Source organism: Streptococcus dysgalactiae subsp. dysgalactiae (genome assembly GCF_900459225.1).
GTDB classification, from domain to species: Bacteria; Bacillota; Bacilli; order Lactobacillales; family Streptococcaceae; genus Streptococcus; species Streptococcus dysgalactiae.
The window spans coordinates 1,142,330-1,163,803 of sequence record NZ_UHFH01000003.1; the positions used below are offsets into that span (position 1 = coordinate 1,142,330).

The following is a 21,474-nucleotide window of genomic DNA, read 5'->3' on the forward strand; positions in this document are numbered from 1 at the left end:
TGAAAACTCCAACAGGAGTTTTTTCTTTTTGATTTATGAAAAGAAGGCTATTCGACGTCTTCTTCAACTTCTTCAGTCGTTAAATAAGTAAAGATTTAATTAAACATAGTAAAAGCGCAACCAGATAGGCTGCCCTTTTACTGTGTTTATAGTTTGACTTCAAAGATACTACCCTTAGGAAGGTTATCCTTAACGCTGATACTTCCTTTGAGTGATATCACAATCTGTTGAGCTAAGGCTAAGCCTAAGCCAAAGCCTCCAGTCTGACGGGTTCTAGCTTTATCAACGCGATAAAAACGGTCAAAAATCTTTTTCTTTTCCTCATCTTTAATTCCTGGACCGTTATCAATGACTGAAATCAAGAGATTTTTCTCTGTTGTCTTGACCTTAATGTCAACAACGCCTTCTTTATCCGTGTATTTAATCGCATTATCAAATAAAATCGTCATCAATTGCTTCAAAAGAGCCTTGTCCATTTTCAAGGTGCGGTTAACTTGATTTTCGAAAAGAAATACCTTGCCATTTTCTTCAGCAACTAGCTGATAATTCTCAAAAACAGCATCAAAAAAGGTAGCGTCCAGGTCAGTCCACTGGGGGTTGATCCCATCGTCACGTCTTGCTAAATTTAAGAGATTAGTTGTTAAAATACGCATATTTCGAACTTCATCTAGACTCGAAGCCAAATGTTCACTATTTTCCAATATGGTTTCATTAGGCTTCCGGAAAAGGGACTCTAAGCGATTTTGCAAAACAGCCAATGGGGTTCTTAATTCATGACTAGCATTTTCCACAAACATTTTTTGTTTTTCGTAACTTTCCAAAATCGGCTTTCGACTCCACTTGGACAAATAAATACTTGCCAAAATAGAAATTAACCAGAAGATAATCATCACAATGATAATAATTTGTTCGTAGCGTTCGTTGGCACTGTCCAACTGCTCAACGTTGACAACTGCCATCATATATGCCACAGCTGGGTAATTTCTAATATGAACCCTTACTGTTATGGTATGATACTTCTCCTCTTGACCGTAAAAATTCATCAGGCTAGTGGTAACAATCGTCCCTAATTGTCGCTTGTCTAAATGAAAATTTTGATAATTGGAAAAAGCATCAAAGGAATTCAAAATTGTGCCATTGGCACTAAATAGGATAATATCTGTATTTGCCGCCGGTGTTCCTACTAACTTTGAATTGTCTGAATCAGGCAAAGGTTTAATGACATTATTTTCTGCATCAAAGTAAAAAGAAGATATTCTAGCCATAGTACGATTGGCATAACTGCTTGCATTATTACTAACAGAAATCAGACTACTATCGACAGAAGAATACACACCAAATCGCATAATCTGCAAAATAATGATGGTCATCACAACAAAAATACCTGTAAAAACCGCAAAAAAATGAAAAAAATGGGTGTATTGATCAGAGAGGACTTCTTTTTTTAATTTATTCATGGCTTTTTAGAATATACCCCACACTTCTTAATGTCTGAAGTTTGTCCACAAGATCTGTACCTTTCAGTTTTTTTCTAATTTTAGAAACGTAAACTTCAACTACTGAAATGGTCGTATCGCTATCAAAACCCCATAAGCGATCAAAAATTTGTGTTTTAGGTAAAATAACATTCTGATTTTGTAAAAGGTAGACCAACAAATCAAACTCTTTACCTAATAGTTCTATCGGTTGGCCATCCACTTGAACTTCTTTTTTTCCTAAATCCACTACGACGTTCCCAAAGGCTAGATTTTTATCCGTGAATTTCCCCGTACGTTTTAACAGGGCTTGAATTCGCATCTTGAGTTCCTCCAGGTAAAAAGGCTTAGTGAGGTAATCATCTGCTCCTAATTCAAAGCCATGTCCCTTATCATCTAGGCTTTCTTTGGCTGTCATGATCAACACTGGAATTTTAATATCTTTTTCTCGCAATTCTTTCAAGACTTGAAAACCATTTTTTTCTGGCAACATAAGGTCAAGTAAAATCAAATCGTAAATGCCACTTTCGGCTTCATATAAGCCTTCATCTCCATCAAAAACTTGTGTGACATCAGCAAAATCATCCAAAAAATCGAAAATGGAATTGGATAAACTTAAGTCATCTTCTACTAATAATAGTTTGAGCATGTTTCTACCTCTTATCAACGTCACTGAAGCAGCTATGACAACAGTTTATGACGTTCTTACTTTATTTCATTTCTATTGAGACTATATCATAGAAAGCTTAACTTTTACTAAATATTAACACCATCTTTTCTATTCTATCTAAAGATATGACGATTATATTAAGGGAAAAGAGCTGGATAAGACTCTCCAACTCTTTTTATGGTTTTAATAATGACTGAGAACTTCTATAACAGCTGCTTTTTCTTTAGCAATAAGAGCAACGCGTGCTTCAATCTCGTTAATTCCCATCGCAATATTACGACTAATAGCCATATCCTCTAGTTGAGGCTCAAAAAAGGCTTTAAATTCATCTAAACGCTCTTGGGTTTTAAAATTACCTGCAGGGTAGATGACAAATTTATCAAAACTCATGTCTCCACCAAGGGCGGCTTTAATCCAGTCCCAATTTTCTCTCGCCCATTCCCAAATGGTTTCTTGGGTGAAAGATTCTCCCAGTAGTACATTGTACCAGAATGATAAGTCTTGAGGTTTAATGATATCTTTGTCTTTCAAACTCACCAAGATACGTTTTAAGGTTGATGACTGACTGGTTTTACTTAAAGCAACCGTCAAATCATGACGCAAGTTATTATCAGTTGTCGCTACGTAAGTGTCGAAGTAGGTATCCACTAACTGTTCAGTCTCGAAATGTTTCATCTGATTAGCTAGAACCAAGCGGCGAACAGCAGCTGGAATGCTTGCAAGATTATCGGTGTATGCTTCAAAAATAGCCTTGGCACCATCAATAACAGCTTGATTATCTGCTAGCCATAACTGGCCTAACGCAACTTGACGCGTCATTTCATCTTGGTCTGATTCGTCTACTTTTTTCTCAAAACCATGCTGGTAAAAATCTTCTTGATAAATAGAGGTTACAAGACGGTTAAAGGATTTCTCAGCCAAACTTCTTTCATCTACAAAGCGTTTCAATCCAGTGACAACTTGTTGCACAGCTTCAGCTACCATGTAAGACTTAGGAGCGTCTAATTGGGCAACCAAGTCTACCAATTCTGCGTAAGAAATCAACCCACTATCGGCCAATAGTCGGCGCTCTTGAATAACTTGAAGAGCAGAGGTATTATCTAGATGAGACAAATCGGTTACTAAGGCATCTAATAGTGCTCCTTGGTAATCCGTGATATAATGAGCAGTATTTTCTGTATTGAACCTTAGTGCTCCTTGGTTTTCAGCCGCTAATTGACTAAAGTTTGGAATGATGACTTCAGCTTCTGTTAGAGTTTCAGGGAGGCCTTTCCAATTGCTGTTGAGTGGAATCGGCCAGAGGCGACCTTGATCTTTACCCTCACCAATAAAGAATTGTTTTTGGCTAAGAATCAGTTGGTCATTATCAAGACGAGCAGTTAACACAGGATAGCCTGGTTGTTCTAGCCAAGCGTCCATAAAGGCAGCCACATCTTTTCCTGAAGCGTCCGACAAGGCATCCCACAGGTCACGTCCAACGGTATTACGGTACTGATGCTTGTCAAAATAGTGTTGTAAGCCCGCGGCAAAATCACGATCCCCAATCCAGCGACGTAACATGTGCATGAGACGGCTACCTTTGGCGTAAACAATAGCAGGATCAAACAAGGTATTAATCTCGTCTGGATGATTGACGCCTACATGGACAGATTGCACTCCATCAGTGGCATCACGTTTCAAAGCTAATGGAACGCCTGCTGTTTGAAAATCTTCAAATATGTTCCAAGATGGCTCAATAGCGTCAATAGCCACATATTCCATCATGTTGGCAAAACTTTCATTCAGCCAAAGGTCATCCCACCACTTCATAGTAACTAAATTACCAAACCATTGGTGAGCAATTTCATGTGCGACAACAAGGGCCACCTGTTGTCTACTCTGAGCTGTAGCGTTATCATCAACGAGCAAATAAATCTCGCGGTAAGTAATCAAGCCCCAGTTTTCCATGGCACCAGATGAGAAATCTGGAAGGGCAATATTAAGTGATTGCGGAATAGGGTAATGAACACCAAAATAATCTTCATAAAAATCAATAGCACTTACAGCAATGTCTAATGAAAAATCAAGAGAACTAAGGGGGTGAGCTGTAGTGGCATAGGCACCTACAATAGTTCCTCTTTTACTCTTTACAGTCTTTCCATGAAGATTCCCTAGAGCAAAGGCTAGCAAGTAAGATGACATTCTCGGAGTGGTATCAAATGTCCAAAGGCCAGTTTCCTCACGGCGATCGACATTGATTTCTGGCATGTTAGATAAGGCGATGTCACCAGCTTCTTGATCAAAGGTCAAACTTAAGTCAAAGGTCGCTTTTGCATGCGGTTCATCAATACATGGGAAGGCTTCACGTGCAAAGTGACTTTCAAACTGAGTTGAAATCACTTCTTTTTTCACACCATCTTTAGTGTAATATGACGGGTAAATCCCTGTCATATTATCTGTGATATGACCTGAAAACTCAATAACAAGTGTCATCATTCCCGTCTCTGGCAATTCGACACGAACAACTTCATTGTCGTTATCTACTTGATAAACAACAGCTTCGTTATCGAGTAAAATAGACTTGATATCTAAATCTTTTTGGTGGAAAGCCACATGATTATCTAAAGCTTCACCATTAATCGCAACATTTCCTGTAAATGTTTTTGTCTGACGGTTGATATCTAAAAAGATATTATAGTTTTCAGGGACAAATGTCTCGATGAGATGTTCTACTGTCTTCATATAACTCCTTAATTCTAATAACAAGGAATAGTAGGCTAAGAGATGATATCAAATATCACCTTTGTCTTCTTTCCTTGTTAACCCAGCAAAATCACGATTGGCAAAAGCTGGTTTATTTTGTTGATTCTATTTAACTTGCCTATTTCGTATAAAATTAGGGACTGGCAAGTTTTTCCCAGTCCCATTATAGCATATTTTCTTATAATTCAATAATTTTTCCAGTTTTGAGGTAAACAACCCACTCACAAATATTACGAGCATAATCCCCGATACGTTCCAAATACATTAGAACTTGGAAGTACTCTTTACCTGCAAAAACAGCGTCTGGAGATTTACGGATTTCCTCTACTGCCAAAGCTTGGATTTCACGGAAATAGTTATCAATTACTTCATCAGAAGCTGCAATTTCATAAGCCTTAGCATCGTCCTCATTGATGTAGGCGTTCAAGGCTTCTTCAACCATGTGTTTAACGGCTTTACCCATCAGATTGATTTGTTCTTCAACCACTGGGATACGCTCTTCACCTTTCATACGAATGGTGGCCTTAGCAATCGATGAAGCATGATCCCCCATACGTTCAATATCACTTGAGGCTTTCAAAACAGTGATGACGGTTCTAAGGTCGTTTGAAACGGGTTGTTGTAAAGCGATGATTTCAAGCGATTTCTTTTCCAATTTGGTTTCAAATTCATTGATGGTATCATCCTCTTCGATAACTTCCTTAGCCAACTCACGATCATGGCTTACAAAAGCACGTACCGTTTTATTGATTTGGGCTAATACTTCTGTCCCCATCGAGTAAAATTGATTGTGTAATTTGTCTAATTCTTCTTCAAATTTCGTTCTTAACATCGGTTTAACTTTCTATGATTTCTTGATCATTGCTATAGGGCTAACAGGTGTTTGACACAACCATCTACTAGTGATGATTAGCCAAATTTACCAGAGATGTAATCTTCAGTTTCTTTACGTTTAGGGTTCATGAACATAGCTTTTGTAGGGCCAAATTCTAGCAAATCACCTTCTAAAAAGAAACCTGTTCGATCTGATAAACGTGATGCCTGTTGCATGGAGCGGGTAACGATAACCATGGTATAATCTTTTTTCAATGAGAAAAGAGTTTCTTCGATTTTACCAGCTGAAATTGGATCGAGAGCTGAGGTAGGTTCATCTAAAAGAATGATTTTAGGACTTGTTGCAAGCACCCTCGCAACACAGACGCGCTGTTGCTGACCTCCTGAGAGGCCGACCGCAGAATCGTGTAGACGGTCTTTTACTTCATCCCAAATCGAAGCCCCTTTAAGAGAACTTTCAACGGCGTAATCTAAAGTTGCCTTGTCCTTAACACCTTTTAAGCGCAATCCATAAACAACATTTTCATAAATAGACATTGGAAATGGATTCGGTTGTTGGAAAACCATTCCAATTTCTTTTCGTAAATTGACAGTATCTGTTCTTGGACTATAAATATTGTGTCCATTATAAACGATCGACCCAGTAATCGTCACTTCGGGGTTCAAATCATTCATACGATTGATAGACCTCAAGAGAGTGGTTTTTCCAGATCCAGAAGGTCCAATTAAAGCTGTTATTTCATTCGGATAAAAATCTAAAGAGACATCTTTTAATGTTTTCTTTTGGTTATAGTAAACAGAAAGGTCTCTGATTTGTAAAATAGGTTCTGTCATCATGTCCCCTTTCTAACCAAAGTGCCCAGAAACATAGTCGTTTGTTGACTGACACTTAGCATTTTGGAAAATATTACGTGTCTTATCGTATTCAATGAGGTCCCCCAAATAGAAGAAGGCAGTGTAGTCACTAGCACGAGCGGCTTGCTGCATGTTATGTGTCACAATAATAATCGTATAATTCTTCTTCAATTCAAACATGGTTTCTTCCAGTTGCATCGTTGCAATTGGATCCAAGGCTGATGCCGGTTCATCCATTAATAGAATATCAGGTTTCACAGAGATAGCTCTCGCAATACACAAGCGCTGTTGCTGACCTCCTGATAAAGTGAAAGCTGATTTGTGAAGGTCATCCTTTACCTGATCCCAAAGAGCTGCTTGCTTAAGAGATGTCTCTACAATCTCGTCTAAAACTTTCTTGTCTTTAACACCAGCTCTTTCATGAGCAAAGGTAATGTTTTTATAAATAGATTTTGCAAAAGGATTAGGTCTTTGGAAAACCATTCCCAAATGCTTCCGAATTTCGTAGACATTCATGTCTTGACGGTTAACATCAATTCCTTGATAAAGGATTTCACCTGTAACCTTGGCAATATCAATGGTATCATTCATACGGTTAAGACTGCGAAGATAAGTTGATTTGCCACATCCAGACGGACCAATCAAGGCGGTAATTTTATTTTTTTCAAACTGCATATCAATCCCTTTGATAGCTTCCTTCGCACCATAGTAGACATGTAAATCCTTGGTAGCTAGAGCAATCGTTTCTTCAGGGAAGGTAATGATATGACGTTCATTCCAATTATATTCTGTCATGATTTCTCCAATATCTTATTTCGCTGCTGTCATTTTAGAATGAAGTTTCTTCCCAATAAAGCGAGCTGAAAGGTTAAACAAAAGAATAAACACTAACAGTACTGCTGCACTTCCTGCGGACACAAGTGTGGCGTCAGGGATTGTTCCTTCGCTGTTAACTTTCCAAATATGAACAGCTAGGGTTTCCGATTGACGGAAGATAGAGATTGGGCTAGTGACACTAAGCGGGTTCCAATTTGACCAATCAAGGGCAGGTGCTGATTGACCTGCAGTGTAAATGAGAGCTGCCGCCTCACCAAAAATACGGCCAGAAGCCAAGACAATACCAGTTACAATTCCTGGTAATGCCTCTGGGATAACCACATGGAATACTGTTTCCCAGCGTGATAGCCCTAAAGCTAATCCTGCTTCACGTTGTGTGTGGTGTACATGAAGTAAACTATCTTCAACGTTACGGGTCATTTGAGGAAGATTAAAGACCGTCAAAGCCAGAGCCCCTGAAATAATAGAAAAGCCATATTCAAACTGCACAACGAAAATCAAGTAACCAAAGAGCCCAACAACCACAGATGGCAGAGAAGACAGAATCTCAATACAGGTTCTAATAAAGTTGGTAACAGGTCCTTTCTTGGCATATTCAGCCAAGTAAATCCCCGCTCCAGTTGAAAGAGGAATAGAAATAATCAAGGTAACAATCAATAGGAAGAAGGAATTATACAACTGAATACCAATTCCCCCACCAGCTTCGTACGAAGACGATTTTCCTGTTAAAAAGGACCAGCTGATTTGTGGCAAGCCACGGACAAGAATATACAGAATTAACGAAGCCAAAATAGCTACAATAATTCCAGCAATGGTATAGAGGGTACCCGTCGCTAATTTATCGACTTTTTTAGCGTTCATAATTTCTCTTTCTCTCTTTCGTGATTAATTTGACAAGGGAATTGAAAGCTAGGCTCATTAATAACAAGACTAAAGCAAGTGACCAAAGGACATTATTTTGAACAGTTCCCATAACCGTGTTACCAATACCCATTGTCAATACAGACGTTAAGGTTGCGGCTGGTGTCGTTAGTGAACTTGGCATCACAGCAGAGTTACCTACAACCATTTGAATGGCTAAGGCTTCACCAAAAGCTCTCGCCATCCCAAAAATAATGGCAGTAAAAATACCTGGACGAGCTGCATTAAGAACAACACGCCAAATGGTTTGCCAACGTGTCGCTCCCATAGCCATCGATGCTTCACGGTAATGACGAGGCACAGCGCGCAAGCTATCTGTTGTCATAAAGGTTACAGTTGGTAAAATCATAACAAATAAGACACAAACCCCAGATAAAATCCCGAAACCTGTACCACCAAAGATAGAGCGCATAAAAGGAACGATCACTTGTAAGCCAATAAACCCATATACCACGGAAGGAATACCTACCAAAAGTTCCACTGCAGGTTGTAATAGCTTAGCGCCATATTTGGGTGAAATTTCTGTCATAAAGACAGCTGCTCCAATGGCAAATGGTGTTGCAATAATGGCAGATAAAATAGTGACCAAAAAAGACCCTGTAATCATTGGTAGCGCCCCAAGATAAGGAACACCAGCTGCATTTTTAACACTAGGTTGCCATTCTTTCCCAAATAAGAAATCAAAAAAATTAATCTTGTCCACAAAGAAAGTTGATAGACCTTTCTGAGCAACAAATATTAGAATCATTGCAACGATAAAAACAATCAAAGCCAAGCACAAAAATGTGATGGTACGGCCAAAAGTTTCTAGCCTTGAATTCTTTGATGGTGAAACTAATTTTTTAGCCAATTCCTGATTTTTCATAATTCCCCCATTATTTATCCATGACTTTGCCATCATGTGTTTTGATGACCTTCATGTCAGTTGTCGAAATATAGCCCATATGGGTAACTATTTTGTTTTGGACTTCATCTGATAACATGTAGTCGAGAAATTCTTTGGTCAATCCTGTTGGTTTACCTTTAGTATACATGTGTTCGTAAGACCAGATTGGCCAATCATTTGTCGCAACATTTTTTGCATCCGCCTTAAAACCATTTAACTGTAATGATTTCACTGAGGAATCAACATAGGCGAATGAGAGGTACGAAATAGCGCCTGGTGTCTGAGAAACAATGGATTTAACCATTCCGTTGGAATCTTGTTCTTGGCTTTGTTTAGCAGTGACACCTTTCATAATAACACTATCAAAGGTTGCTCGTGATCCAGAACTCGCCGCACGATTAATAACTGAAATCTCAAGATCTTGCCCCCCAACTTGTTTCCAGTTAGTGTATTCCCCTGAAAAAATCTTTTGTAACTGCTGGCTACTAAGGTTAGAAACTTTAACTTTAGAGTTGGTAATGACAGCAAGACCAGCAACAGCAACTTGATGATCGACTAGTTTATCAGCATCAATCCCATCTTTTTCTTCAGCAAAGACATCACTATTACCAATTTGAACAGCTCCTGATTGGACTTGAGATAATCCTGTACCTGAGCCACCTCCTTGAACATTAACTGATTTCCCTAGGTTACTGCTTCCAAATTCATCAGCTGCTGCTTCTACTAAGGGTTGTAGCGCTGTCGATCCTACGGCAGTTATCGACTCACCTTTATCAATCCAGCTAGAACATGCAGATAAAAAGAGAGTTGATAGGCCCAAAAGACTTAACAAAAAGAATTTCTTTTTCATTTTCATTATTGTATTTCCTATTCGTAAAAATAAAGGGTATATATGTAGAAACTAAATTCCACATATTCTTTATAGTAACATATCTACCTATGCTTTGAAAGATTTTTTTATTTAAATTTGCAACATTTTAATCTCATTTTTTTCGCTAAAAACGAAGCCCTTTCGGGAAATGATTTTTAACGGTCTTATCGACAACTTTAGCAAAACCTAATCCATTACCATCGATAAGCAGCTGGTACCATCCCGTTGGATAAGATTGAGGTAAGTTGATGGTATGACCAGAGACATAGTGCTTAAAGTCATCCTCTGTTAACGTAATGGAGGATTTCACGTCGTTAGAATGAAGGGCTAATCCTAAAGCATAGGAAGGTTCAAACCGTTTCTTCTTGAAGACTCCCAGTTCTAAACCATTTCGAGCAATTTTTAAGCCCTCTAAGGCAGGAAGCCCATCTGGTAGGAGATATAAGTAATCACCAAAGGTTTGTAAAATCCCCGACAACACAAGGTTTAAATGGTCTTTTTCGAAAGTTTTCCAAAGTTGTAATTGTTCCTTGTTCAAGTTGCTTTTCGGCGCTTTACGCTTTGGTATAGACTCAGGCGGACGCTTATCCTTGAACTTGGCAACAAATTGTCCTTCTCCTTTATAGCGATGCGGATACATTCTCGCAGGTTCTGAAAAACCAATTCCTTCCACCATACCATTTATTTTGGGAATGTCGACCAATTCTAAAAAGTCATAAGTCTCTAATAACCATTTGACTACCCCTTCGTTTTCTTCAAGAGACCAGGTACAGGTGGCATAGATTAACTCTCCGCCAGGTTTCAACATTGATAAGGTATCTTCTAAGATGGACTTTTGAAGGAAAGCACACTCTATAGGGTAATCTTGATGCCAATACTGAATGGCATCTGGGTCTTTACGAAACATTCCCTCACCAGAACATGGACCATCAAAAACAATCATATCAAAGTATTGCGTAAAGACCTTTGCAAGACGATCTGCGGATTCGTTCATTACAATGACATTTCGTGCACCAAAGCGTTCAATATTCTCAACCAAAATCTTACTGCGCTTCTTAGAAATTTCATTGCTGACCAGAAGTCCGGTGTTATCTAAATAAGCAAGTAAGTGAGTTGATTTTCCTCCTGGTGCAGCTGCCAAGTCTAAAACACGGCTACCCTTTTTGGGAGCCGCTACTTGGGCTACCATTTGAGCAGCCGGTTCTTGCGAATAAACTAAACCAGAAACATGTTCAGGTGACTTGCCAGAGACTTTCCCATAATATCCCCATAGTGTATTGGGGATGGGGTCTTCAAAGGATTTGGACTGTTTTTTTAAAGGATTAACTCGAAAAGCATTTACCGCTTCTTGTTGAAAACTAGCCAAAAAGGCTTGAGTTTCATGGCCTAAGATAGAGTGATAAGTATCAATAAATTCTTTTGGTAATGGCATCATTTTTACTACTATTTATTATTCTGTGATAAATGAGTCAGTTTTTAAAAAGGACTCAATCTTAGTAAGCTGACATTTTGGAACAAACATTATTTTTTGGCGCGATTTAAAGTCAGGTTCCTCACCGTTCAAGGCTAAAAGAACATACCCCAACTTTTCACCCAAAACTTTTGCGGCTGCGTAGTCCCATGGTTGAATGGTTGAAAAATAGGCTAATAATTCCTGCTTCATTACCTTGACCATGCAAATACCTGCCCCGCCATAGACCCTTACTCCTAGAGTGTGGGAAATCAGATTGGCAAGGTTGTTGTCATTCCTAGCAAACATCCCTGCATTGCAGCCAATTAAACTACATTCTAAAGGCCTTTCTTGGTAGACAGGCAATTTATCACCGTTTAAAGTGACATCAAAGTTACCTCCACCAGCTAGCAATTGATCTGCCATAACATCATAAATGAGACCAAATTGGCCTTGACCTTCTTCATAATAGGCAATCATGATAGCAAACTGTGAACCTTGTACGATAAAATTAACGGTGCCATCAATGGGATCAATCACCCAAACATTTCCTTGATTAATTGGATGACGGACATCATTTTCTTCAGCTAAAATAGCATCATCAGGATAAGACGACTTGATACGGTCAATCAAGAATTGTTGAGTATCTTGATCCACATTTGTCACCAAATCATCAGATTGTGTTTTCACTTGTATGTCTAACTGTTGCGTCATCTTACTTTTGATAAATTGCCCAGCTTCTCTGATGATTTGCTTGGCAAATACGTATTTAGTTTCCAAGTGAAAAGAATCCTTTCTCTATAGCCCTTGCTTTTTTAACCGCTTGATAAGTGGAATAACCACTTGCTTTTTGGAAATCACGGTCGATTTGTTTTTCTTGCGCTTTACTTCTGACAATCTCTTTATAGGCTTTGTAACTCTCTAAAAGGTCTTCTGCCTTGATCTTGTCCTCGTAAGCTAATTCCACTCTGGTCAAAAAATGAAGCACTGAGGAAATTTCTTCAGTGCTCCAACTCAAGTCAAGTGGATAATGATAATTACCTGACATATTATCCCTCAATCTCTGCTTTTATAGTCGCTTGACGTAATTCCTGTTTACGGTAATCTCTTGGTAAAAAGGCTCTAATTTCGTCTTCGTTAAATCCGATTTGCATGCGTTTTTTATCCATAATGATAGGACGGCGAAGAAGGCTTGGGTTTTTAGCAATTAAGTCGATTAAATCTGAAATCGACAGTTCTTCCACATCAATATCAAGTTTTTGAAAGACTTTTGAACGCGTGGAAATAATATCTTCCGTCCCATTTTCTGTAAAAGAAAGAATGGACATGAGTTCGTCACGGCTCAATGGACTTGTGATAATATTATGTTCTTGAAAGTCAACTTCGTGTTTTACTAGCCACGCTCTTGCTTTACGGCAACTCGTGCAACTGGGTGATAAAAATAAGGTAACCATATTTTTCCTCTGTCAAATTTACTTACCTTATTATACAAAAAATTAAATCAGTTGGCTATCTTTTTTCCAATTTAATGCTGTTTCTTTATCAAGTTCTAACCGCTCTACTAAATCTTCAATGCCATCAAATTTAGCCATGTCCCTAATCTTGTCTAACCAAATAATCTCGATGGATTCGCCGTAAATATCTCCTTCAAAACCGAAAATATTGGCTTCTAAACGCAACTCCTTTCCGCCAAAGGTAACATTTTTCCCAATACTCGTCATGGAACGGTATTTTTTCCCATTAACAAGTACGTCTGTTACATAAACACCATCAGCTGGTAAGTAGGTCCTATCAATAGGAGCCAAATTAGCTGTTGGAAAACCAATGGTTCGACCGCGCGCGTCACCGTGTACAACCATTCCCCGAGTAGATAGCTCATATCCTAACAAGTGATTCACTTTTGCCACTTCACCTTCTAAGATTAATTTCCTAATCCGTGTTGAGGAAATCTTTTCCTGATCCTCGGTGACTTCTGGAATCATGTAAACATCACCATCAAAGTTTCGCGCTAAATAATCACTATCCGTACGATTATGACCAAATTTATAATCAAACCCAACAACAATATGTTTAGCTTTGAGAAGTTTGAGGTAATGGGCAATAAAATCATCCGAAGATACCATTGAAAAAGCAGACGTGAAATCAATCAGATACAGCCGATCAACACCGTACTCTGCAAATTTTTCATGCCGTTTTTCTGGATAAGTAATATGAAGTAGCAAATCAGGTGAAAATCGAGAAAACGCTAATCTAGGAGATTCGTTAAACGTTAAGGTCACGACTGCTAAGTTTTCCGCCCTTGCAATTTCTTGTGCTTTATCAAATAAGGCCTTATGCCCTCGATGTAAGCCATCAAAGTACCCCAACACTAATACGGTATTTTCTTCTTGATGAATATCTTGATAGCCTTTAATATATTCAATGTCCATAATTTTCCATTCTACATATTGATAGTTTTAAATGAGAACTTTTCGTGGTTTATAATCTGAATCACGTTTTTCTAAAATGGCAATTAATTTTTCGCCATGAAAAACTGCTAATAACGGTTCCTGACTAGGCAAGGCAAGTCGTCGGCCGTATGAAATTTCCGTCATCTTGTTTTCGTCAATCACCATTCTAGGCAAGTCATTGACTCCGTATTCAATCGGCAATAAAAAGCGCATGTCATTCTGAGACAATAACTCAGCAATTTCTCCCAAAGTATAGGCAGTCTCCAGGGTTAATCCTGCTGAAGCTGATCGCTGCAAGAAGGACATATGACTCTCTACCCCTAGAGCTCGACCTAAATCAACTGCTAAGGTCCGCACGTAAGTCCCCTTGCTACAAGCAACTTTAAAAGAGAATCGGCAGAGACCATCTTCAGTAATACTCAAAGAGCTGGTGCGTTCAAATTGGGAAATGGTCACTTCTCTTCTAGGACGTTCGACACTTTCACCCGCACGCGCATACTCATACAATTTACGGCCATTAACCTTTACGGCTGAATACATAGGTGGGGTCTGTGTGATTTTTCCAAGAAAAGTCGTCATCGTTTGATCAACGAGTTCTTCTGTTAGCGTCGCTGGCAAAGAGGACCTCGCAACTACCCCTCCACTAGCATCCTCAGTCGTTGTTGAGTAACCAAGAGTAACTTGCCCTTCATAAACTTTACCAGCTTCTGTCATGTATTCGATGACACGAGTAGCCTTACCAACTGCAATTGGTAGAACACCGACCACATCAGGATCTAAGGTCCCTCCATGTCCGATTTTTTTCTCTTGTAATAACTTTCGTAATTTAAAAACTGCGTCATGAGAGGTCATGCCGGCTTCTTTTTTTAAATTAATGATTCCATTTATCATGTCTGTTTTTCTCTCTAATTAGTAATTGTTACTGATTCTATTCTACCGCTTTATCATCAGTCTTGCCAAAATAAACGCTTAACCAATTTTAGCAAGGAAAGACTCACTTTCAGCCTTACTGGTCCTTGAGTGCTTCAAATTTCCCTCGCATGGTTGGGTTTTGGCGGGTCAGTTTTTTAACTGAAACATCATCTAATTTATTATTAGCTAAGCGTAACTGATTTTCACTAGTGGTTAAAAAGCGTTTCACTTCCTCCATGCGTTTAATCGATTTATCAATCTCGTCAACGGCCTTTTTAAAGTTGTTGCTGGCAGACTGATAGTTCTTGGCAAAGGCATTCTTGAATTGTTCCAAATCCTCTTCGAAGTGAGTGATGTCAATATTTTGTTCCTTAACTAAGGCCAACTCTTGCTTATAATGTAAACTATTCAGGGCCGCATTTCGCAGAATCCCTATCAACTGAATAAAGAGTTGAGGACGAACCACATACATCTTTTGATACTCATGACTGACATCAACAATCCCTGTATTGTAATAATCATTATCAGCTTCTAACATGCTTACCAAAACAGCATACTCACAACCTTTTTCACGACGGTCTTTATCTAACTCCTTGAAAAAATCACTATTTTTATGTTTAGTTTTGGTGGTGTCTGCCTCGTTTTTCATTTCAAACATGATAGAGAGGATTTCTACACCATTGACATCAACCTCTCGATAAATATAGTCCCCTTTTGACCCACGACTGGATAATTGATTATCTTTGGCAAAGCTAGCATTAGGAAAAGCATAACTTCTTACTTTATTGAACTCAGTTTCAGCATAGAGTTCTAGACTCTCTCCGATTGCTTTGGTAGATTGCTGCGCTTTGAAATTTTTATAAAATTCAACTTGCTCGTTAATAGCTTTTAGCTGGGCTTCGTAATCACTGCGCACCGAAGCCAACGATAATTCACTTTCTTTAGCTTGAAGCGCCAATTGGTTTTTAATCCCATCGCGTTCTTTTTCGATTTTAGCCAGTTTTGAATGAAACATGGCATCTTTTTCAAGTGCTAATTTGTCCAGCTGATTGGTCAAGCTAGCCACTTCTTTGTCCTTCTCAGCTAATTGATTGGCCAGTTCCAAAGCATTTTGTGAAGCTAATTTATCTAATTTTGCTACTAAGGCTGCGATTTCTTGGTCTTTCTTAGCCAGTTCTTCTTGTCTGAGGTAAGCTTGTTCTTTTTCAATTTGCTCTAATTGATTTGTCAAGGTGGTAATAGCTGTCTCTTTTTTTGCAACAACCTCATGCAATTGATGTTTCGCTTTTTCTTCCAACAAGGCTATCTCATTGGTTAACCGTTTTTGTAATTCTTCATCAAAGGCTTGTCCCCTGACTTGTTCCAATAATTGACTATACTCTGACTCATTGATAGTAAATAGGGTATGACAATGAGGGCATTTAATTTCGTTCATCTTGTCTCCATTCTGAGATTCTTCTTTTTATTATAGCAAAAAAGCTCAGGAAGTTAAGTCCCAAGCCGTCATAGAGAGAGGTATCATAGAGTTAGTCATTTTGATAATTCTGATAAAATTCTACCTTTAGCAATATAAAACGCTCTAAGTCTTGTAAGAGCTGAAATAAAACCGCACGTCGCTCAAATTCCTCCCGAGTTTGAGGAAGATCACGTTGACGAAAGGTTTCAAGTAATTGTTCGATGTCATCAATCAAGGTTAAAGCCGAATTTTCTTCACTTAACTGACAAGCTGTTTCATGAAAAAGATGTGATAGGAGAATACTTTCCCGACTCTGACTAGTAATCTTATCAACATTGATGGCCATTTGTCCTAATAACCTATTTTGCTGGCGTCGCATTTCAAAATAATGCACTTGATAGTTTGTTTGATGGAACAGTCTGTTGTGACGCTCACGGTAAACTAACTGAAGTGCTTCTTCTAATGTCTTATCCAGTCCCTTAACCATCAACCCATCATTTTGCCCTTGTCCTTCCAGTAAAAACTTTTCAAAACGATACAAGATAGCCTTTAAATCATCCTCAACTATTTGATGGTAACCCCGAATCTCTTTATCCTGAGAACTCATGTAAGTATTGAAAAGTAGGGCAACTCCAGTTCCTATAAAGAAAAGTAAACATTCATTCCATAAGACTGGCAACTGAATACTCTTTTCAGCAATTAAGTGAGTGACTAGGACTGTAATAGGGACCAGCCCTGCTTCAATTCCAAAACGATAGAGTAAGGGAATGATAACCACTAGATAGAGAGCTAAGGCTAGCGTTGTGTAGCCAAAAAGGCTAAAGCAAATCATCGCAATCCCGAAAGCCAGGAAAAAAGACATCAAGCGGTTTCTAGCCACCACTAAACTGGACTTACGGGTATCTAAAACACTTAACAAGGCAATAATCCCCGCTGAAATCGCATAATCCAAATGAAGTTGGTAGGCAATTAAAATAGCAACAACGGTAGCCAAGGTCATTTTTAATGTACGTTCAACTGAACCCATGACAAGACTCCTAACCTAATCCTTTTTGGATTTCATTCTGAATATATTCCCATTCCTGTTCTGCTCGCTTGAGTTTACGATGATAATCTGTTAATCCTCTCAAGTAGTGATTAATCAAGCAATCCTGTTTCACTAAGGGAATAACGGGAATTGGAATATCCAACAATTCTTTCGTTGAGAGATTGATCACATCTTTGCCATGATCCGCTGCGTCCAAGAGCGCTTGACCAATAGGTGAGTCCAAAAAGAACTTGATATAGTAGCCCCTTAACAGTTTTTGAGGACGTAAGACAGTGATATTTGATGACGCCACCACATCTCGATTTTGCTGATGAAAGACACAAACTTTTTTCAGGGTTCCCTTAGAGGCGATTAAAACATCTCCATCTTCTAAAAGGTAACGTAAGAGTTGTCGACGATCCATCTGGAAAGTTCTTAATTGGTGATATTGAATCCCTAAGGTTCCCATATCCGATAAATTAATCAATCCCACATCACCGGGCTCTGCCTTACTCGATACTGCTTTTCCTTTAAAGCAGTCTACAGCATCGCCTAACGCTACCTTTTCTTTGCCATTTGTTAAGTAGGCCTCAATGTTATTGTTCATGTTTAGTATCTTTCTATTACAATATAGTATTTAGATACTATCATATTCTATCCTACATTTCAAGAGCTATTTTTTAAACACCTAGTCAATTGATTTTAAAGCTTCTAACATGTCCACCTTCTTAAGATGCTGATGGACCCAAATCCCCAATACTAGCAATAAACTCAAAATAATGACAATAGGAACCAAATAGACATAGCTATCAACCTTATTACCGAACTGAATATCCCCTGTAGAAATCATTCTCATGATATAGGTATGTAGTGCTTTCCCTAGAAGAATTCCTATCAAAATGCCTATCAGCGATAAGGAAATGGTTTCCCGGTAAATGTAGAAGGTCACCTCTTTATCATAAAAACCAAGCACCTTAACGGTTGATAATTCTCTAATACGCTCAGCAATATTAATACTGGTTAAATTGTAAAGAATAACAATAGCTAATAAAACAGACACGATAACTAGGAGAGACATAACCTGGTCCAAAGAAGCAACCATTAGCTGAACTGCTTGAACCTGGTTAGCATTTTGTGACACGACTGTAATGGCTTTTAAGACCAGCATTTTACTAGCAAGCTGTTTGACCTTCTTGTGGGATGAGTGTTTTAGATTAATAAAATAAGCAGGGCTAGTTTCTAAATTATTAAACTGTTTAGCATAATAAGTATCCGACATGATCAGATAATGCCCAACAGTCATATCAATAACCTGCTTAACTTTAAGCTTTATCTTATCGTTTTCGAGACCCTTATCCTGCAGCCACAGCTCATCTCCTGCTTTTACATGGTAATAAGAGGCTAATTTCTCAGAAATCAAGACCCCAGACTTTGGAATAGCAACGGCTTTTTGCTTTTGACTATCTAACAAATTAACATAGGGAGAGAGTGTTTTAGCTGGGGTTGAGAGAATAGAAATCGTTTGCTTATCAGTAATACCTTTTATAGGAAGAGTCAGCTGAGCATAAGAAATCTTTTTTGTCTTGCTATTTTCTTTCCGGTGAGAAACTTCTGTAAAGAAGCCTCTTCTGCTAGTGTTGACTTGCTTGCACCTACTGCTAAAATATCATAGGTCGTTAATTCTCCAAATTGATGGTCAATAACCTTTGCTAAGGACGATTGAATGCCTAATCCTGCAAACAGGAGAGCAACCGAGCCTGCAACACCAATAATAGTCATTAGCATCCTTTGTTTATAGCGAAATATATTGCGAATAGTAACTTTATGACTAAACGAGAGACGTTTCCAAATAATAGTAATATGCTCTAACCATATGTTAGCGCCTTTGCTTGGAGGCTTAGGAAGTAACAGCTGAGCCGCATTGAGGAATAACTCTTTCTTCACAACAAGGTAAGCTGGTAAGACAGTCGACAAGAGGGCCAGTAAATAAGCTAAGGCGCTATAAGCATCATAAAAATAAAGGTGGGTTTTTCCGATAGTCAGAGGTGCCGTCAAAATGTCTGAAATCAAGGCTGGTAAAACATAGGTCCCTCCAAGAACCCCTAAGCTGGTTCCTAAAAAACTAGCTAGTAGACCATAACCTAAAAATTTTAAACTGATCTCCCTATTAGAATAACCGAGAGCCTTTAAAAGACCTGAGGTTGTTCTTTCTTCATCCACATAACGCGTCATGGTCGTAAAGGCCACGAGCGCAGCTACTAAATAGAGAACTAAGGGAAAAATATTTCCTACATTTGAAATAGAACTTATGGAAGTCGCATAAGTGCGATAACCTTCTGCTCCTGGCAGTGTTGATCGATTGTAGGTAGTATAATGTGGTCTTTCTAGCTTACTTTGAGCCAGTTCAACCTGTCTTAAACGACTTTTTTCCTGTGCCAATGCCTTATGAGCTTGTTCTAGTTGGTTCTTAGCTTCTTGCAAAGCACTACCCTCAAGAAAAGCTAATTCCTGTTCTCTATCCGCTAAGGTTGCTTGTTCAGACTGTAGTTTTGCTTTACCATTCGTTAAAGCAAGTTTATATTGGCCTTGTAGTTCTTCGTAACGACGTTGGCTATTGTCTTGGAGTAGCTGATCCAACATCGTCTGGTTTTGAGTTACAGTTTGACGGTACTGTTTGGAAAAGGCGTTCGCAAAACGAAGATTATTAAATCGGAGACGTAGAATATTGACATCCCCTTTAAAAACGTTGGGCCGACTAAAAGCATAAGCATAGAGGCTACCATCACCTGCCGAAGCCCCTCCTAAATTGCTTTTGGACCAAAGTTCAGAAGAATGGGCAAAGCCGACAACTCGAAACCGCTCTGAAGTCAGTAGTCCTTTACTAGGCGGTGTTACCCTTATCGTGTCTCCTAGCTGATAGCTTTTTTCAAGCGTGGTAGATAAGACAATTTCTGTGTCTTGCTTTGGCCAATGCCCCTCAACCAAAAGTGGTTTTGACAGCTTATTTGGAAGACTGTATAACCTAAGAGCTTGCTGGTTTTTTGTTATATTAAGATCTATGAGGTGACCGTATTCTAAAACCACATCCTTTAAGGTATTCAGCTCTTTGCGATCTTCTTGAGAAAATTGATGAGAAGCTAGGACTGCCATATCCATAACCTGTTGCTTTTCAAGATAATGACTAGCTGTACGTTCCATATCTGGACCTGTAACATTCAGACCAACCAGAGCAAAAGACCCTAAAGCCATTAAACACATTAAGGAAAAGAAACGTCCCTTACTCTTTTTAATAGCTCTTATCATATCTTTCCATAAAGTTTTCGTTATCATCATAAAAGCCTCTTAATAATCAATCGTGTCAATGCTAGCAGGTACTTCATTGACAGTGATCTTAGTAACCTGTGCATCATGAAGATGGATTACACGATTAGCAATGGGAGCAATCGCAGCATTATGAGTGACAATAAGAACAGTAGTTCCCTTATTATATGCCATCTGTTGCAAAAGGTTTAGAATTTGTTTTCCAGTCTGATAATCCAACGCACCTGTTGGCTCATCACAAAGTAATAACTTAGGATTTTTTGCTAGAGCTCGCGCGATAGAAACGCGCTGCTGCTCTCCACCTGATAACTGTGTTGGAAAATGATTTAGGCGATGACCAAGTCCAACTTCCTTTAACATCGTTACAGGATCTAAAGCATCCGATACAATATCAACAGCCAACTCTACATTTTCTTTGGCTGTTAAATTAGGGACCAAATTGTAAAATTGAAAAACAAAACCAATATCATGACGGCGATACTCTGTCAAGGCACGAGAGTTATAACTTACAATGTCCTTACCATCGATGAAAACATGTCCATCATCTGCAGTATCCATTCCTCCTAAGATGTTTAACACTGTGGACTTACCTGCACCAGATGCTCCTAGGATTACCACTAATTCCCCTTGGTTAATGTCAAAAGTAACGTCACGATTAGCATGTACAAGGGATTCTCCAACCCTATAGGACTTTGACACATTTTTCATTTCAATAAATGCCATGAGGTTCTCTCCTTTATATGAACATTGTGTTGATTTAAGTACAA

19 protein-coding genes and 1 pseudogene are annotated in these 21,474 nt (G+C 38.7%); all 20 read right to left on the reverse strand.

The annotated features are described in order from the left end of the window. Nucleotides 1-146: 146 nt before the first annotated feature. Complete coding sequence (locus DYD17_RS06030; RefSeq protein ID WP_115252901.1) at nt 147-1,457, reverse strand: sensor histidine kinase; 1,311 nt, start codon at nt 1,455-1,457, stop codon at nt 147-149. Further along, a complete protein-coding gene (locus DYD17_RS06035) occupies nt 1,450-2,124 on the reverse strand; it encodes a response regulator transcription factor (protein WP_003050941.1) in 675 nt (224 codons plus the stop codon). The genes DYD17_RS06030 and DYD17_RS06035 overlap by 8 nt, the downstream gene beginning before the upstream one ends. Before the next feature lie 204 nt (nt 2,125-2,328). Continuing rightward, nucleotides 2,329-4,866: a M1 family metallopeptidase gene (locus tag DYD17_RS06040; protein ID WP_003050944.1), complete on the reverse strand. Its 2,538-nt coding sequence runs from the start codon at nt 4,864-4,866 to the stop codon at nt 2,329-2,331. A 199-nt stretch (nt 4,867-5,065) separates the two neighbouring features. Then, entirely contained in the window at nt 5,066-5,719 is a 654-nt protein-coding gene (phoU, locus tag DYD17_RS06045) for a phosphate signaling complex protein PhoU (protein WP_003050946.1), read from the reverse strand. A gap of 77 nt (nt 5,720-5,796) precedes the next feature. Continuing rightward, nucleotides 5,797-6,555 (reverse strand): phosphate ABC transporter ATP-binding protein PstB, encoded by a 759-nt coding sequence (gene pstB, locus DYD17_RS06050; protein ID WP_003050947.1) that lies wholly within the window; start codon nt 6,553-6,555, stop codon nt 5,797-5,799. Nucleotides 6,556-6,567: 12 nt separating this feature from the next. Beyond that, entirely contained in the window at nt 6,568-7,371 is an 804-nt protein-coding gene (gene pstB / locus DYD17_RS06055; RefSeq protein WP_003050950.1) for a phosphate ABC transporter ATP-binding protein PstB, read from the reverse strand. Between the two features lie 15 nt (nt 7,372-7,386). After that, nucleotides 7,387-8,274, reverse strand: coding sequence for a phosphate ABC transporter permease PstA (gene pstA / locus DYD17_RS06060; RefSeq protein WP_003050952.1), 888 nt, complete (start codon nt 8,272-8,274; stop codon nt 7,387-7,389). Continuing rightward, nucleotides 8,264-9,199, reverse strand: coding sequence for a phosphate ABC transporter permease subunit PstC (gene pstC / locus DYD17_RS06065; protein WP_003050954.1), 936 nt, complete (start codon nt 9,197-9,199; stop codon nt 8,264-8,266). Before pstC ends, pstA begins: the two co-directional genes overlap by 11 nt. A 10-nt stretch (nt 9,200-9,209) precedes the next feature. Next, complete coding sequence (locus DYD17_RS06070) at nt 9,210-10,076, reverse strand: phosphate ABC transporter substrate-binding protein PstS family protein (RefSeq protein WP_003050956.1); 867 nt, start codon at nt 10,074-10,076, stop codon at nt 9,210-9,212. Between the two features lie 139 nt (nt 10,077-10,215). Next, nucleotides 10,216-11,523 carry an RsmF rRNA methyltransferase first C-terminal domain-containing protein gene (locus DYD17_RS06075; protein WP_003050958.1) on the reverse strand — a complete coding sequence of 436 codons (1,308 nt, stop codon included), beginning with the start codon at nt 11,521-11,523 and terminating at the stop codon, nt 10,216-10,218. Nucleotides 11,524-11,541: 18 nt separating this feature from the next. Further along, on the reverse strand, nt 11,542-12,321 hold the full coding sequence (locus DYD17_RS06080) for an inositol monophosphatase family protein (protein ID WP_003050960.1): 780 nt from the start codon (nt 12,319-12,321) through the stop codon (nt 11,542-11,544). Then, nucleotides 12,311-12,589, reverse strand: a complete 279-nt coding sequence (locus tag DYD17_RS06085; protein WP_003050962.1) for a UPF0223 family protein — start codon at nt 12,587-12,589, stop codon at nt 12,311-12,313. The genes DYD17_RS06080 and DYD17_RS06085 overlap by 11 nt, the downstream gene beginning before the upstream one ends. Before the next feature lies 1 nt (nt 12,590). Continuing rightward, nucleotides 12,591-12,995, reverse strand: a complete 405-nt coding sequence (locus DYD17_RS06090; RefSeq protein WP_003050964.1) for a Spx/MgsR family RNA polymerase-binding regulatory protein — start codon at nt 12,993-12,995, stop codon at nt 12,591-12,593. 42 nt (nt 12,996-13,037) lie between these two features. Further along, complete coding sequence (locus DYD17_RS06095; RefSeq protein WP_003050965.1) at nt 13,038-13,970, reverse strand: bifunctional riboflavin kinase/FAD synthetase; 933 nt, start codon at nt 13,968-13,970, stop codon at nt 13,038-13,040. 27 nt (nt 13,971-13,997) lie between these two features. Continuing rightward, nucleotides 13,998-14,882: a tRNA pseudouridine(55) synthase TruB gene (truB, locus tag DYD17_RS06100; RefSeq protein WP_003050967.1), complete on the reverse strand. Its 885-nt coding sequence runs from the start codon at nt 14,880-14,882 to the stop codon at nt 13,998-14,000. 115 nt (nt 14,883-14,997) lie between these two features. Continuing rightward, entirely contained in the window at nt 14,998-16,338 is a 1,341-nt protein-coding gene (locus DYD17_RS06105) for a DUF2130 domain-containing protein (protein WP_003050969.1), read from the reverse strand. Nucleotides 16,339-16,429: 91 nt separating this feature from the next. Continuing rightward, the gene (locus tag DYD17_RS06110) at nt 16,430-17,386 is read right to left on the reverse strand and encodes an aromatic acid exporter family protein (protein WP_003050971.1); all 957 of its coding nucleotides are present in this window, start codon (nt 17,384-17,386) and stop codon (nt 16,430-16,432) included. Nucleotides 17,387-17,396: 10 nt separating this feature from the next. After that, the gene (locus tag DYD17_RS06115; RefSeq protein ID WP_115276404.1) at nt 17,397-17,993 is read right to left on the reverse strand and encodes a restriction endonuclease subunit S domain-containing protein; all 597 of its coding nucleotides are present in this window, start codon (nt 17,991-17,993) and stop codon (nt 17,397-17,399) included. A gap of 81 nt (nt 17,994-18,074) precedes the next feature. Further along, nucleotides 18,075-20,716 (reverse strand): annotated as a pseudogene (locus DYD17_RS06120) (FtsX-like permease family protein). A 12-nt stretch (nt 20,717-20,728) separates the two neighbouring features. After that, nucleotides 20,729-21,430: an ABC transporter ATP-binding protein gene (locus DYD17_RS06125; protein ID WP_115252904.1), complete on the reverse strand. Its 702-nt coding sequence runs from the start codon at nt 21,428-21,430 to the stop codon at nt 20,729-20,731. Between the last annotated feature and the right edge of the window lie 44 nt (nt 21,431-21,474).

Excerpts from the sequence above, each read along its gene's own strand:
- DYD17_RS06105 (WP_003050969.1), bottom strand. The coding sequence starts at position 16,338 with ATGAACGAAATTAAATGCCCTCATTGTCATACCCTATTTACTATCAAT.
- DYD17_RS06125 (WP_115252904.1), bottom strand. The coding sequence starts at position 21,430 with ATGGCATTTATTGAAATGAAAAATGTGTCAAAGTCCTATAGGGTTGGA.
- truB (WP_003050967.1), bottom strand. The coding sequence starts at position 14,882 with ATGATAAATGGAATCATTAATTTAAAAAAAGAAGCCGGCATGACCTCT.
- pstC (WP_003050954.1), bottom strand. The coding sequence starts at position 9,199 with ATGAAAAATCAGGAATTGGCTAAAAAATTAGTTTCACCATCAAAGAAT.
- DYD17_RS06090 (WP_003050964.1), bottom strand. The coding sequence starts at position 12,995 with ATGGTTACCTTATTTTTATCACCCAGTTGCACGAGTTGCCGTAAAGCA.
- DYD17_RS06070 (WP_003050956.1), bottom strand. The coding sequence starts at position 10,076 with ATGAAAATGAAAAAGAAATTCTTTTTGTTAAGTCTTTTGGGCCTATCA.
- DYD17_RS06030 (WP_115252901.1), bottom strand. The coding sequence starts at position 1,457 with ATGAATAAATTAAAAAAAGAAGTCCTCTCTGATCAATACACCCATTTT.
- DYD17_RS06035 (WP_003050941.1), bottom strand. The coding sequence starts at position 2,124 with ATGCTCAAACTATTATTAGTAGAAGATGACTTAAGTTTATCCAATTCC.
- DYD17_RS06110 (WP_003050971.1), bottom strand. The coding sequence starts at position 17,386 with ATGGGTTCAGTTGAACGTACATTAAAAATGACCTTGGCTACCGTTGTT.
- DYD17_RS06115 (WP_115276404.1), bottom strand. The coding sequence starts at position 17,993 with ATGAACAATAACATTGAGGCCTACTTAACAAATGGCAAAGAAAAGGTA.
- DYD17_RS06075 (WP_003050958.1), bottom strand. The coding sequence starts at position 11,523 with ATGCCATTACCAAAAGAATTTATTGATACTTATCACTCTATCTTAGGC.
- DYD17_RS06040 (WP_003050944.1), bottom strand. The coding sequence starts at position 4,866 with ATGAAGACAGTAGAACATCTCATCGAGACATTTGTCCCTGAAAACTAT.
- pstB (WP_003050950.1), bottom strand. The coding sequence starts at position 7,371 with ATGACAGAATATAATTGGAATGAACGTCATATCATTACCTTCCCTGAA.
- pstB (WP_003050947.1), bottom strand. The coding sequence starts at position 6,555 with ATGACAGAACCTATTTTACAAATCAGAGACCTTTCTGTTTACTATAAC.
- DYD17_RS06085 (WP_003050962.1), bottom strand. The coding sequence starts at position 12,589 with ATGTCAGGTAATTATCATTATCCACTTGACTTGAGTTGGAGCACTGAA.
- phoU (WP_003050946.1), bottom strand. The coding sequence starts at position 5,719 with ATGTTAAGAACGAAATTTGAAGAAGAATTAGACAAATTACACAATCAA.
- pstA (WP_003050952.1), bottom strand. The coding sequence starts at position 8,274 with ATGAACGCTAAAAAAGTCGATAAATTAGCGACGGGTACCCTCTATACC.
- DYD17_RS06095 (WP_003050965.1), bottom strand. The coding sequence starts at position 13,970 with ATGGACATTGAATATATTAAAGGCTATCAAGATATTCATCAAGAAGAA.